Origin of the sequence: Sinomonas gamaensis (genome assembly GCF_005876955.1) — a bacterium.
Taxonomy (GTDB): Bacteria; Actinomycetota; Actinomycetes; order Actinomycetales; family Micrococcaceae; genus Sinomonas; species Sinomonas gamaensis.
Window position 1 is genome coordinate 113,946 of the sequence record NZ_SSCL01000010.1, and the last position, 13,379, is coordinate 127,324.

Sequence of the window (13,379 nt, forward strand, 5' to 3'; positions counted from 1 at the left end):
TATAGACAAATCGTAAGAGACGTAGACATACTGTTCAAGCGTCTTCTCCGGTCCGGCCATCTGCCGGGGCCGGGACCAAGAACACATCTGGACCTAGGGTAAGGAGGCTCTCATGGTACGGACGGAGCAGGAACAGCAAGCGTCGTGGAGAACGGCGATACCGCGGAAGCAGCGCCGTGCAGTCGCGGGCGGGTCAATCGGCACGCTCATGGAGTATTTCGACTACTACCTCTACGGCCTGGCGTCGGCGACCGTGTTTCCCACCGTGTTCTTCCCCAACAACGACCCCGTCGTGGGGACGCTCTCCTCGTTCGCCAGCTTTGCCTTTGGCTTTCTCCTTCGACCGATCGGCGGCCTGATCTTCGGTCACGTCGGAGACCGCATGGGCCGCAAGACGATGCTGATGATCACGGTCGTGGGCATGGGAATCTCGACGGCCGCGATCGGCCTGATTCCCCCTGCCGGCGCCATCGGGATCGCGGCCCCGATTCTCCTTCTGTTCTTCCGGATGCTGCAGGGCCTGTTCGTCGGCGGTGAGATGGGAGGCGCGGCCGCCCTCGTCGTCGAGCAGGCTCCTCCCGGCCGCCGCGGGCTGTTCGGGGCGCTGCTCATCAGCGGCGCTGGCATCGCCAACGTGGCCTCGGCCGGCCTGATGGCGGCGGTCGGGGCGGGTTCCAAGTCGTTCTTCATGGAATGGGGCTGGCGTATTCCGTTCGTCTTCGCCCTGGTTCTGGCGATCATCGCCATCGTGCTCCGTTCCAAGCTCGAGGAATCGGACGAGTTCAAGGATCTTGCCGCAGCCCGCGCGCTCACCCAGGAGAAGGCCAAGTCACCGCTCAGGGAGGTCTTCCGCCATCCCAAGAACGCGATTCTCGGCATCCTCATCGGCCTGCCGCAGAGCATCGCCGGCTACCTCGTGCTGACCTTCGGCCTCGCCTTCATGGTCTCCAAGGGCACCCAAGCGCAGGTCGGGTTCCTCGGCACGATGATCGTCGGCGTCCTGCAGGTCTTCGCGGCGCCACTGTGGGGAAGCCTGTCCGACAAGATTGGACGCCGCAAGACCTACATCGGCGCGTGCATTGCCTTCGCCCTGCTGCTGTACCCCGCCTTCGCGCTCTACGGCACTCAGGTGGCCGTGCTCATCTGGTTGGGCATGATCATCGGCTTCGTGATCCCGGGCGTCGCCATGCAGGGCACCCTTCAGACCATGCTCGTCGAGATGTTCGACGTCGAGGCACGCACCACGGGCGTCAACATCGGCTACCAGATCTCGAACACCATCGGAGGCGGCTTCGCCCCCCTCATCGCCACAGCTCTCTCGGCTGCCTTCGGCAGCGTCCTGCCCGTGATCATCTACGCCGCGGCCATCGCGCTCATCGGCGTCATCGCCACGGCCTACGCCTCGTTCCGACCCGACGTCGAGAACGCTGGCCGCCTGCACGAGATGCACTGACGGCCGACTTTCACACCACCCACCAACGAAAAGGGACCATCATGACCACCATGACCAAGACCGCATTCCGTACGACCAACGCCCCGCAGCCCGCCGGCCCCTACAGCCAGGGCATCGAGGCGAACGGCTTCTTCTACACGGCAGGCTTCGGGCCTCAGGATCCCGCCACCGGAGCGGTTGCCGACAACGTGGGCGAGCAGACCCGGCAGGTCCTGCGCAACGTGCAGGCGATCCTCGCCGAGCGCGGGCTCACCTTGGACGACTGCGTCAAGACCACGGTCCACCTGGCCGATCTGGCGGATTTCGGGGAGTTCAACGAAGCCTACAAGGAGTTCTTCACCGAGCCGTACCCCGTGCGCACCACCGTCGGGTCCCAGCTGGCGAACATCCTCGTCGAGATCGACGTGGTCGCAGCGCTCCCCGAGGGCAGCAGCAGGTGACGTCTGCCCTTCGTCTGGACGAGCTGGGGAGCGAGCGCCTGTGCGCCCGCGACAAGGGGCTCCCCGCTCGCGCAGCCGGCCTGACGGTGGCCGAGTTCCTCGCCACCGGCCCGCGGCTTTCTGAGTTCTGGACCCCGATCGTGGCGCTCGACAACGAGGCCATGGAGAACAACATCGCCGTCATGGCCGAGTGGACCGGGGCGCGCGGATTCAAACTGATGCCGCACGGCAAGACCACGATGGCCCCCGCGCTCTGGCAGAGGCAGCTCGAGGCAGGCTCCCTCGGCATCACTCTCGCCACCATGGGGCAGGTCCGCACGGCGCGCTCGTTCGGGCTGGGCTCGATCATGCTCGCCAACGCCGTCGTCGATGAGCGCTCCCTGCGTTACCTTGCCGCCGAACTCGCCGACCCCGAGTTCCGCTTCGTGGCCTGGGCCGATTCGGTCGCGACGATCGAGGCCATGGAGCGCTCCCTCCGGGAGGCTGGCACTCCTCGGCCCGTGGACATCTGCGTCGAGCTCGGGGCAGCCGGTGGCCGCACCGGCGCCCGGAGCGTTGAGGAGGCGGTGGAGGTTGCCAAGCGTGCGGCCGCGTCCGACGTCGTCCGCCTCGCCGGCGTCTCCGGGTACGAGGGTTCGCTCGCCCATGACCGGACGGAAGCATCCCTCGAGACGGTGCGCGCCTACCTCCGCGGGCAGGTGGAGCTGCACGAGGCTCTGGGCGGGCTCTATGACGACGACGGCGACATCTACGTCACTGCCGGCGGGAGCGCCTATTTCGACGTGGTCGCCGAGGTGTACGGGGACGCGATGAAGGCTGATTCCCGCACGCTGTGGACCCTCCGCAGCGGCGCCTACATCACCCATGACGACGGCTTCTACCGTCAGATCTCGCCCCTGGACGAAGGAGCGGGGACGACGGCGGGCTCCGCCGGCTCGGGCCGGATTGGTTCGGCGCGGCTCCATTCGGCGATCCGCGGGCTCGCCAGGGTGGTGTCGCACCCCGAGCGCGGGCTGGCCCTGCTCGACGGCGGAAAGAGAGACTTCCCCTTCGACGAGGGCCTGCCGATCCCGCGCCTCACGGCAGCCGATCTGGGCAGCGAATGGGACGTTCTCGAGGACGCCTCGATCCTCGCCATGAACGACCAGCACAGCTACCTCGGACTCGGGAAGCAGGATGTTGCGCTCGGGTCAGTTGTCTCCCTGGGGCTGTCCCACCCGTGCACCACCTTCGACAAGTGGCACTACCTCCCCGTCGTGGAATCGCAGTCCAGCGACCGGGTAGTCGAGCTCGTCCGCACCTTCTTCTAAGACGTTGGCCGGTTCTTCTAAGACGTTGGCCGGCACACGCGAAAGGGACCCAGAATGCGCCTCGTGATGCGCGGAGGAACGATCGTCGACGAGGAGGGCCTGCGTCCCGCAGACGTCGCGATCGAGGGCGAGACGATCACCGAGATCGGCGACGTGGCCCCGGCTGTGGACGACCGGGTCATCGATTGCCGCGGCCGGTATGTTCTGCCCGGATTCGTCGACACGCACTCCCACGCCGACGGCTTCGTCGAGGACGACTCGGTGCAGGAGTCACTTCTCAAGCAGGGCGTGACGACGGCGATCGCCGGACAGGACGGCGTCTCCTACGCACCCGGTGACGGGTCCTACGCAAGCGAGTACTTCGCGGCCATCAACGGCGCGCACCCGGGCTACTCCGGGGGCGGTGTGGCCGCCTATCTGGCCAGTGTTGATGGGCGGTCGCGTCTGAACTTCGCCTATCTGGTCCCCGCCGGGACCGTCCGCTGGGAGGTCTGCGGACGGTCCCGGACCCCGGCGGATCAGGCCCAGCAGGCCGCGATGGGCCGCCTCGTCGAGGAAGGCATGCGCGAAGGCGCCGTCGGACTGTCCACCGGTCTCGACTATGTACCCGGTCTCTTCGCCAGCACCGAAGAGATCGCCACGTTGTGTGAGCCCGTCGCGGCGGCCGGGGGCGTTTACGTTACGCATATGAGAGGCGGGTACGAAGCCAATTCGGCAGCTGGCGTCGAGGAGATCGTGCGGATTAGTGCCTTGTCCGGCGCACGGGTCCACATTTCGCATTTCCACGCCGAGGCGCACATTGTGCGCGAGCAGCTCGAGGCCCTCAGCCGCTCCGGCGTCGACGCGACCTTCGACGCGTACCCCTATACACGGGGCTGCACTCTCTTGGCCATGCCCCTGCTGCCGCCGGAGCTCTCCGCACTCCCGACTGACGCCGTCGTCGGCATCATCTCTGACTCAGCCGAACGCGCGCGCCTTCGCCGCGAATGGTTCCCCGCCGTCGAGCGCAACGCGAGCCTCGGGCCCGAATGGCCCTCGATGATCACCCTCGCGCACATCGCGGCGCCGGATTTCGCCTGGGCCCATGGACTGACTCTCGAATCCGCCGCGGTTCGGGCCGGCACCGACGCCATCGACCTCGCCCTGGACCTGCTCGCGGCCTCCCGGCTTCAGGTCAACGCCGTCATGGCTGTGCGTCATGAGCGGTCGGACGCCGAGTTGGGAAGGATCTTCTCGCATCCCGCTCACATGGGCGGCTCGGACGGCATCTTCATCGGCGCGCACCCGCATCCTCGGGCTCGGGGCACGTTCGCCCGCTACCTGCGGCAGTTCGTCCGGGAAACGCCCATCTGGTCCTGGCCGGAGGCGGTGCGCCATCTCTCCGCTGCACCCGCGGCCCGCTTCGGGCTGGGCCGACGCGGGCGGGTCGCCCCTGGTTGGGTCGCTGATCTCATCGTGGTCGACCCCGAAGTGGTAGCCGACACGGCCGCCTACGAGCGGCCGCTCGGCGATGCGGTGGGTATCGACGACGTTGTGGTCGCCGGAGAGCCAGTCCTCGCCGACGGGAAGCTCTTGGACAGCACGCCCGGCCGGGGTCTGCGGCGCGAGCCGGGGGGAGAGTAGGCAGTGGTTTCGCGCAACACCCTCCTCGCGTTCTTGGAAGCGAAGCTGGCGTACGAAATTGACGTCGTCGCCGCACACGGCGCCCAGGCCGAGGGCACCGCCGTCATCATCGACACCCGCAAGCAACACTCCTGGGATCACGGGCACATCGCCGGTGCCCTCCACCTGCCGACAACCGCTCTGGACGCCCCGCTCACTCTGCCCCGCGATCGAACCCTCATCGTCTACGGGTGGGGTCCCGGCTGCAACGGCGCAACCGCCACGGCCTACCGCCTGCTCTCCGAGGGGTATGACGTGCGCGAGCTGGTGGGCGGGTACGAATACTGGGTGAGGAACGGCTTCGCGGTGGAGCGCGCTGGGTCGGTTGGCCGGCGTAGCGCTGACCCGCTCGTCACTGCCGAACTGGATTAGGTTCGGGCTGCGTCTGGCGGCTGCGCTAGGCCTGTACCCTCGCGAGGAACTGGGGCGAAAGGCCTGAAGCGACGCTATTGCCCCGCGGTCCAGCGGGTGGTGGGGCGTTGGGCCGCACTCCAGTGCGAGAGGAACTGCACCGGGTACTGTTGAAGCGGACCTCTCCTTGACAGGATTCTGTGACCGATGCCATAGTTGCGGAATGAGCTTGTCCGACAGCCGTACAGCCCGACAGGCTGGTATAGCCGGAGATTCCCGACCTCTCGCCCGCCTCAGCGCGGGGGAGGCCGTCCTCGCGGAGCTCCGGTCGGAGATCGAGTCGGGCCGCGTTCCCGTCGGGTCCAAGCTGCCTGCCGAGGCCGCGCTTGCCGCGCGCTACGGCGTCAGCCGCTCGGTGGTCCGTGAGGCGCTGCGCTCGTGTGCCGCGCTGGGCCTCACTGAAACCCACACCGGCAAGGGAACGTTCGTCGTCTCCGGCAGCGTGTCGAGCGACCTCGTCCTCGGACGGTATTCGGCGCGGGATCTCACCGAGGCACGCCCCCACATCGAGGTCCCCGCGGCCGGTCTTGCGGCCGTCCGCCGCAGCGAGGAGGACCTTGCAACCCTCAAGGGAATCGTCGCGGACATGGCCCTCGAGGACGATCCTGCCTCCTGGGTTGCCCTCGACGCCACGTTCCACGGGCTGATTGCCCGCGCGAGCGGCAACAAGGTGTTCGAGAGCGTCGTCGCCGACCTCCGCGACGCGCTCGCAAATCAGTCTGAGACCCTCAACCTCGTCGCGGATCGCCAGCGCGCGTCCGACGTGGAGCACCGCAAGATCCTCACGGCGATCGAGGCCGGCTCGGCTGAGCTCGCTAGCGCAGCGATGGCCGAGCATCTTGCGGCCGTCACCGAAGCCGTCGAATCCCTCCGCAACCACTGATCCAGCCCCGTCCGTACGCCCTTTCATCGATCCTCAGAGAGCCATGTCTTCTGCCACCGCCCCATCCCTGATCGCCACCGCCCACGTTCCGCTCGCCGTGCAGATCCGCGGCGATCTCGTCGAGGGCGTCCACTACGGCAGTGTCGCGGCCACCGACTCTGACGGCGGGCTGCTCTGGGAAGTCGGGGACGCCTCCGCCCTGTTCTATCCGCGGTCGGCGCTCAAGCCGCTCCAGGCCGTCGCGCTCGTCCGCGCCGGGCTCGAGCTGCCGCAGGAGCTCCTGGCGCTGGCCGCCGCGAGCCACAGCGGTGCGCCGGTACACCGTGAGGGCACGCTCCGGATCCTGGCGCGCCACGGCCTCGACGTCTCCGCTCTGGAGAACACGCTCGATCTCCCGTACGGCGCTGCCGAGCGCGAGGCATGGCTCCGCTCGGGCGGCCACGCGGACCGCGTGTGCCAGAACTGCTCCGGAAAGCACGCCGCGATGGCCGCCGTGTGCACGCTGAACGGGTGGGAGGTGAGCGGGTACCTCGATCCGGGACATCCGCTCCAGCGGCTCGTCGCCGATGTCGTTGCCGAGCTCACGGGGGACGAGATCACCGAGTGGACCACGGACGGGTGCGGGACGCCCCTTCCAGCCGTGACGCTGGCGGGCATGGCCCGCGCCTACGGCCGCCTCGCGCGAGCAGGAGCCCACGACGGCGCATCAGGCGCCGAGGCTATCGTCGCCCGCGCGATGGCAGCGTATCCCGAGATGGTCGCCGGCGAGGGCCGCGACGTCACCCGCCTCATGCGGCTCCTGCCCGGCGCGGTCGCGAAGGACGGCTTCGAAGGCGTCCAGCTCGTCGGGCTGGCCGACGGCCGAGCGGTCGCCGTCAAGATCTCCGACGGCGGGGACCGCGCCCGCATGCCCGTCACCGTGCGCGCGCTCGCCGCGCTCGGCGTCCCGGAAGCGGGCACCGACGGCGCCCTCGCACCCCTCGCGGCCGCGCCCGTGCTCGGGGGCGGGCGTCCCGTGGGCGTCCTCACCGCGCTCGAGGACCCGTTCCCCGAGGCCTGAGCAGACTTTCCCATGCCGAACCGAACCTCCCAGAAAGGCCCTGCCATGACCCTTGCGCCCGAGACGCTCGACGGAGAGCAGCTCGACGGAGGCTACCGTGTGGACCACGACCTCCTCGGCGACCGCCGTGTCCCCGCGGACGCCTATTGGGGCGTGCACACGCTCCGCGCCGTGGAGAACTTCCCCATCACCGGCCAGCCGCTCTCGACCAACCCCCACCTCGTGCGGGGGCTCGCCGCGGTGAAGCTTGCCGCCGCCCGGGCCAATCAGGAGCTCGGGCTGCTGGACGCCGAACGCGGCGCCGCCATCGAGAAGGCCTGCCTCGAGATCCTCGACGGGCACTTCGCGGACCAGTTCGTGGTCGACGTGATCCAGGGCGGTGCGGGGACGTCGTCGAACATGAACGCCAACGAGGTTATTGCCAACCGTGCGCTCGAGCTGCTCGGCCATGCGAAGGGCTACTACGCCGCCCTGCACCCGAACGACCACGTCAATCTCAGCCAATCGACCAATGACGTCTACCCGACCGCGGTGCGCGTCGCCACCGTGTACGGCATCGAGGGCCTCCTGACTGCCCTCGCCACCCTCGAGGAGGCCTTCGCCGAGAAGGCCACGGAGTTCCGGACCGTCGTGAAGATGGGACGCACCCAGCTCCAAGACGCGGTGCCGATGACGCTCGGGCAGGAGTTCGGCACCTACGCCGTCACCATCGGCGAGGACCGGGAACGGCTGCGCGAGGCGTCGCGGCTCGTCCACGAGATCAACCTCGGGGCCACCGCGATCGGCACCGGCCTCAACGCGCCCGCCGGCTACGCCGAAGCCGCCTGCCGGCACCTCGGCGAGGCGACAGGCCTTCCACTCGTGACCGCCGTCGACCTCATCGAGGCGACCCAGGACATGGGCGCGTTCGTGCACCTCTCCGGCGTCCTCAAGCGCGTTGCGGTCAAGCTCTCCAAGATCTGCAACGACCTCCGGCTCCTCTCCTCCGGGCCCCGAGCCGGTCTCGGGGAGATCAACCTCCCTGCCGTCCAGTCGGGCTCGTCGATCATGCCCGGGAAGATCAACCCGGTCATCCCGGAGGTCGTCAGCCAGGTCGCCTACGAGGTCATCGGCAACGACGTGACCATCACGATGGCCGCCGAGGCCGGTCAGCTCCAGCTCAACGCGTTCGAGCCGGTCATCGTGCACAGCCTCCACAAGAGCATCAGCCATCTCGAGGCCGCGTGCCAGACGCTCACCGAGCGCTGCGTGCGCGGAATCACCGCCAATGCCGAGCGCCTGCGCGCCAGCGTGGAGCATTCGATCGGCCTCGTGACGGCGCTCAACCCCTACCTCGGTTACGCCGCCGCGACGTCGATCGCCCAAGAGGCCCTCACAACGGGGCGCGGTGTCGCCGAACTCGTGCTCGAGCGCGGCCTCCTCACGGCAGAACGGCTCGAGGAACTGCTCCGCCCCGAACGGCTCGCAAACCTTACAGCGTGAACGAGTCCCAGCCCCAACCATCCCCCTCCCACCCCGCCTCACACCTCCACAGAAAGGACACAGATGTCCTCGCCTGATTCCCGCCCGCAGGGCAACTCCACGATCCCGGACCACCTTGAGGACCACGGCCACGCCCACTCCACGGACCATGTGATCCACGCGGAGGATGCCGGCTACCACAAGGGCCTCAAGGCCCGGCAGATCCAGATGATCGCCATCGGCGGCGCGATCGGCACCGGCCTTTTCCTCGGCGCCGGTGGCCGCCTCGCCGCAGCCGGCCCATCGCTGGTGCTCTCGTACGCGATCTGCGGCGCATTCGTGTTCCTGATCCTGCGGGCGCTCGGCGAACTCGTGCTCCACCGTCCGTCGTCGGGCTCCTTCGTCTCCTACGCCCGCGAGTTCTTCGGCGAGAAGGCGGCGTTCGTCTCCGGCTGGTTCTACTGGATCAACTGGGCCATGACTACGATCGTCGACACGACGGCCGCAGCGCTCTACATGAACTTCTTCGGCAAGTACGTGCCCTGGATCGCGGCGGTGCCCCAGTGGGCGTGGGCGCTCATCGCCCTCGTGCTCGTGCTCTCGCTCAACCTCGTCTCGGTGAAGGTCTTCGGCGAGATGGAATTCTGGTTCGCCCTCATCAAGGTCGCGGCCCTCGTGACCTTCCTGGTCCTCGGCATCTACTTCGTCATCTTCGGCACCCCTACCGGCGGCCAGGTCGGCTTCAGCCTCATCTCCGACCACGGCGGCATCTTCCCGATGGGCATCATGCCCATGATCGTGCTCATGCAGGGCGTCGTCTTCGCCTACGCCTCGGTCGAGCTCGTCGGCACCGCCGCGGGCGAGACGCAGAACCCCGAGAAGATCATGCCCAAGGCCATCAACTCGGTCGTCGTGCGGATCGCGGTGTTCTACGTGGGCTCCGTGATCCTGCTCAGCCTCCTCCTGCCGTACACGGACTACCAGAAGGGCGTCAGCCCGTTCGTGACGTTCTTCGGCCACATCGGCGTGGGCGGCGTGGACGTGATCATGAACCTCGTGGTCCTCACCGCCTCCCTCTCCTCGCTCAACGCCGGCCTCTACTCGACCGGCCGCATCCTCCGGTCCATGGCAGCCGCTGGCTCCGCCCCCAAGTTCGCCCTCCGCATGAACAAGGCCGGCGTTCCTTACGGCGGCATCGCCATCACAGCCGCGGTCTCCCTCCTGGGCGTCCCGCTGAACTACCTCGTCCCCTCCGACGCCTTCGAGATCGTGCTCAACGTCGCCTCCGTCGGCATCATCAGCACCTGGGCCGCGATCATCCTGTGCCAGATCCAGCTCCAGCGGTGGGCCAAGAAGGGCTGGACCGAGCGGCCGAAGTTCCGCATGATCGGTGCCCCCTACACCGGCTACGCCACATTGGTATTCCTCGCGATCGTGCTCGCCATGATCCTGATCGACTCGCCCTGGACCCTCCTGGCAACCGCCGTGGCATGCGTGCTCATGGTCATCGGCTGGTACGCCTGCCGCGAGCGGATTCACGAGATCGCGGCGGCTCGGGAGGGCTACACCGGAGCCGCGCCCGTCGTCGCCAACAGGCCGGCGGCACGCCGCAAGTAAAGGATCGCCGGGTCACAGCGGACGACCCAACGACGACGGACGGCTCCCCGACTTCCACGCTCACACCACGTGTGGGCTTGGATCCGGGGAGCTGTCCGTCGTGCGTTAGTGAGCCAGTTCGTCCTGTCTGGGAGAGGCCGAAACCCATGAGCATGGCCATGGCCCGCGCCTTCCTGCTGGGTCTGGAGGACGCGCTGGCGGGCGATGCGGGCGCTGTCATGGCTGGCGGTGACGCAGACCGGGATCCTGTCGGCAGCGTGCTCCTGGGTGGACGGCTCGGAATCGTTGACCAGGACGCTGGCCCCCTCTGCCTTTCACTCGCTCTCAGATTGTTGCCGGGTGCCTGTTGCCACGATTTCGGTGATTACGTTATCGCCCAAGTCGACTTCTTCAGCAGCGCTTCCGACGCCGACGCCCTTGGGGTCGGTCCCTATCGCGTAGCCTCAACCTCCGTGGCAAGCAGCCCGTCGGCGATGATCCCGAGCATCGGCTTCACGGCGTCGGCGGGAAGCTCGCTGTTGTCGGCCACCGCAGCAACACCGCCCACGAGCCGCGAGAGCTGCATCGCCTCGACATCGGGACGCAGCGCAGCCCCGAGGGCCTCGACGATGCGCTGATTGGCGGCGAGATACGTCTGGCACTTCGTCGCGAAGGGAGAGTCTGGGTCGCCGAGCGCGGCAGTGATCCGCGCGGCCGCACCCTTGTGCTCGGTCAGCATCGCCGCGTAGTCAGTCAGCCAGCTGAGTAGCCGCTCCCGTGCGGACCCCTCCAGCGCGAGCGCCCTGTCGACGGCGGCATTGACCCTTTCCGCCCAGGCTTCGAGGACCGCGTCGTACAGCTCGTCCTTCGTCGCGAAATGGCGGTAGAGCGTCCCGGCACCGACTTCGGCGCCTTTCGCGACCTCGTCCATCGATACGGCGTCGAAGCCCTTGGCACGGAAGAGCGCCCGCGCAACCTCCACGATCCGATCGCGGTTGCGGCGAGCGTCAGCACGCACTGAAAACCACTTCCTCCCAAAAGGCCCTTGCAAAAGCGGAGACTGTCTCCGTATAGTCATAACCGGAGTATCTCTCCTCTTAGTGTACGTCAGCCTCCCTCCGGCTAGAACAGGACACCCACATGCCTTCCACCACCGCCACCCGCGAGTCGGCCGGGATCGCATCATCGAGCCGCCGCGCCACGAGCGCTGGCCTCTGGCTCGTCATGCTGGCCCAACTCATGCTCGTCCTCGACGCGACAGTCGTGAACGTCGCGCTTCCCCACATCGCAACCGATCTCAACTTCACCCGGGCCGAGCTCAGCTGGGTCCTCAACGGCTACGCCCTGGCCTTCGGCGGCCTCCTGCTGCTAGGAGGCCGAGTCGGCGATGTCCTCGGACGGCGCCGCACCTTCCTCGTGGGGATCGGAGCCTTCACACTGTTCTCGCTCCTCGGCGGCCTGGCCACCTCGCCCGGCCTGCTGGTCGGCGCCCGCGCCCTGCAGGGTCTCGGCGCAGCCTTCGCCGCACCGAGCGTGCTGGCCCTCATCACGACGACGGCGCAGGGCGAAGGCGCGCGGAATCGAGCGCTCGCGCTGTTCTCGGCTATCGCCTCGATGGGTGGTGCCCTCGGGCTCATCCTCGGGGGCGTGCTCACGGACACCGCCAACTGGCGGTGGACCCTGTTCATCAACGTGCCCATCGGCGTCGTCGTCCTGCTCGCAGTGCCCCGCCTCGTCGACGAGACCCCTCGCCGCCCCGGACGCTTCGATGTTCTCGGAGCATCCTCCGCTACAGGCGGCGCAGTGGCCATCGTCTGGGCGCTCATCCAGGCCCCTGACTATGGCTGGCTCAGCACCCGCACCGTCGGCGGCTTCGCAGTGGGCGTCGCACTCTTCGCCCTGCTTGCCGTCACCGAACGTCGAGTGGCGCACCCCCTGCTGAGCCCGCAGTTGCTCCGCAGCCCGAGCAGGGTAGGCGCGCTGGCCGCGATGGCTGCCACCTACGGCGGGATGCTCGCGATGTTCTTCCTCATGGTCCAGTACCTCGAGGATGACCTGCGCTTCTCGCCCTTGGTGACGGGGCTGGCCTTCCTGCCGATGCCCTTGAGCATCTTCGGGATGTCACGGATCATTCCCCGGCTCGTCGAGCGCGTCGGGGCGGTTCGCCTGGTCATCCTCGGCGCAGCCCTCCGAGTGGTCGCCTTCCTGCCGCTCACGCAGCTGAATTCAGGCACTCCCTTCGCCGTCGTGGCCCTCGCCCTCGTCTGCACCGGAATCTCCGCCGGCCTGACGTTCATGCCGCTCACGACGCTCGCGCTCCGCGACGTCGAACCCGAGCACGCGGGATCGGCCTCGGGGCTCTTCCAGACCATGCAGCAGCTAGGCGGGGCGGTCGGGCTGGCCATCGTCGCCTCGACGTACGCGGCGTTCGCCGTCCCGGGCGACTTCGTGATCGGGGGGCGAGCCGGGTTCTGGTCGGCGACGTTCCTCTCATTCCTCGCGCTTGCTGCCGTCGCCGCACTGGCCCTGAGGAACCGGAAATCTGCCTAGAAGGGACCCGCAAAAAGCGCAGCCGCTCCGATGAATGAGCTCATCGAGGCGGCTGCGCTATGCAAGCGCTCGGTCGTCGAGTCCGACTTGGTACCGGGAGTGGGGGGAGCCCTCGCCCGAGCCGGGCGAGACATGGTGTACGGTTGCTTGCTGCACAACAGCCGGCAGGAAGGAAGAAACACCGTGGCCGCCGACTATGACGACCTCCGCCCCGAGGTTAGGGAATCCCAGCAGGACTCGCTCGCGGCGGTCAAGTCAGCCAACGCTCCCGACCCCCGAAGCGTGGTGCGCGACCTCGACAGCGAGGAGTACCAGGAGGATGCCGAGATCCCGGGCGGCGAGTTCGTCGACGGGGAGCTCACTGTCCACCTCGTTCCCCAAGGCGAGGATGAATTCGTGTGCCAGTCCTGTTTCCTAGTCCGGCACCGCTCCCAGATCGCCCGAATGGACGCCACGGGCGTCTACTGCCGCGACTGCGAGGCCTGAACGCCGCCCGCCGAACCCGCGATTTCAGTCGAGGGACTGCTATTGGACGGTTGCTGTGGCCGTCATA

General features: G+C 67.9%; 12 protein-coding genes. 11 read left to right on the forward strand and 1 reads right to left on the reverse strand.

Features of this window, described 5'->3' with window-relative positions:
* Positions 1 to 112 precede the first annotated feature (112 nt).
* From E5679_RS14115 to E5679_RS14155, 9 genes are all read left to right on the forward strand, one after another.
* Complete coding sequence (locus E5679_RS14115) at positions 113 to 1,453, forward strand: MFS transporter (protein ID WP_138416933.1); 1,341 nt, start codon at positions 113 to 115, stop codon at positions 1,451 to 1,453.
* 41 nt (positions 1,454 to 1,494) lie between these two features.
* The gene (locus E5679_RS14120; RefSeq protein WP_249336145.1) at positions 1,495 to 1,893 is read left to right on the forward strand and encodes a RidA family protein; all 399 of its coding nucleotides are present in this window, start codon (positions 1,495 to 1,497) and stop codon (positions 1,891 to 1,893) included.
* The gene (locus E5679_RS14125) at positions 1,890 to 3,203 is read left to right on the forward strand and encodes a type III PLP-dependent enzyme domain-containing protein (RefSeq protein ID WP_171042392.1); all 1,314 of its coding nucleotides are present in this window, start codon (positions 1,890 to 1,892) and stop codon (positions 3,201 to 3,203) included. The genes E5679_RS14120 and E5679_RS14125 overlap by 4 nt, the downstream gene beginning before the upstream one ends.
* Before the next feature lie 54 nt (positions 3,204 to 3,257).
* Entirely contained in the window at positions 3,258 to 4,826 is a 1,569-nt protein-coding gene (locus E5679_RS14130; RefSeq protein WP_138416937.1) for an N-acyl-D-amino-acid deacylase family protein, read from the forward strand.
* Between the two features lie 3 nt (positions 4,827 to 4,829).
* On the forward strand, positions 4,830 to 5,237 hold the full coding sequence (locus E5679_RS14135; protein WP_212746957.1) for a rhodanese-like domain-containing protein: 408 nt from the start codon (positions 4,830 to 4,832) through the stop codon (positions 5,235 to 5,237).
* A gap of 202 nt (positions 5,238 to 5,439) precedes the next feature.
* Complete coding sequence (locus tag E5679_RS14140) at positions 5,440 to 6,159, forward strand: FadR/GntR family transcriptional regulator (RefSeq protein WP_138416939.1); 720 nt, start codon at positions 5,440 to 5,442, stop codon at positions 6,157 to 6,159.
* A 43-nt stretch (positions 6,160 to 6,202) separates the two neighbouring features.
* Positions 6,203 to 7,219, forward strand: a complete 1,017-nt coding sequence (locus tag E5679_RS14145; RefSeq protein ID WP_138416941.1) for an asparaginase — start codon at positions 6,203 to 6,205, stop codon at positions 7,217 to 7,219.
* A gap of 45 nt (positions 7,220 to 7,264) precedes the next feature.
* On the forward strand, positions 7,265 to 8,701 hold the full coding sequence (gene aspA / locus E5679_RS14150; RefSeq protein ID WP_138416943.1) for an aspartate ammonia-lyase: 1,437 nt from the start codon (positions 7,265 to 7,267) through the stop codon (positions 8,699 to 8,701).
* 63 nt (positions 8,702 to 8,764) lie between these two features.
* The gene (locus tag E5679_RS14155; protein WP_138416945.1) at positions 8,765 to 10,297 is read left to right on the forward strand and encodes an amino acid permease; all 1,533 of its coding nucleotides are present in this window, start codon (positions 8,765 to 8,767) and stop codon (positions 10,295 to 10,297) included.
* Positions 10,298 to 10,727: 430 nt separating this feature from the next.
* Here the strand turns inward: E5679_RS14155 and E5679_RS14160 are convergent, their stop codons facing one another.
* Entirely contained in the window at positions 10,728 to 11,294 is a 567-nt protein-coding gene (locus E5679_RS14160) for a TetR/AcrR family transcriptional regulator (protein ID WP_138416946.1), read from the reverse strand.
* 122 nt (positions 11,295 to 11,416) lie between these two features.
* Between E5679_RS14160 and E5679_RS14165 the strand changes: the two genes are divergently transcribed.
* Together E5679_RS14165 and E5679_RS14170 are read left to right on the forward strand one after the other, a co-directional pair.
* Complete coding sequence (locus tag E5679_RS14165; RefSeq protein WP_138416947.1) at positions 11,417 to 12,826, forward strand: MFS transporter; 1,410 nt, start codon at positions 11,417 to 11,419, stop codon at positions 12,824 to 12,826.
* Between the two features lie 183 nt (positions 12,827 to 13,009).
* A complete protein-coding gene (locus E5679_RS14170) occupies positions 13,010 to 13,312 on the forward strand; it encodes a DUF4193 family protein (RefSeq protein ID WP_138416948.1) in 303 nt (100 codons plus the stop codon).
* Positions 13,313 to 13,379 lie beyond the last annotated feature (67 nt).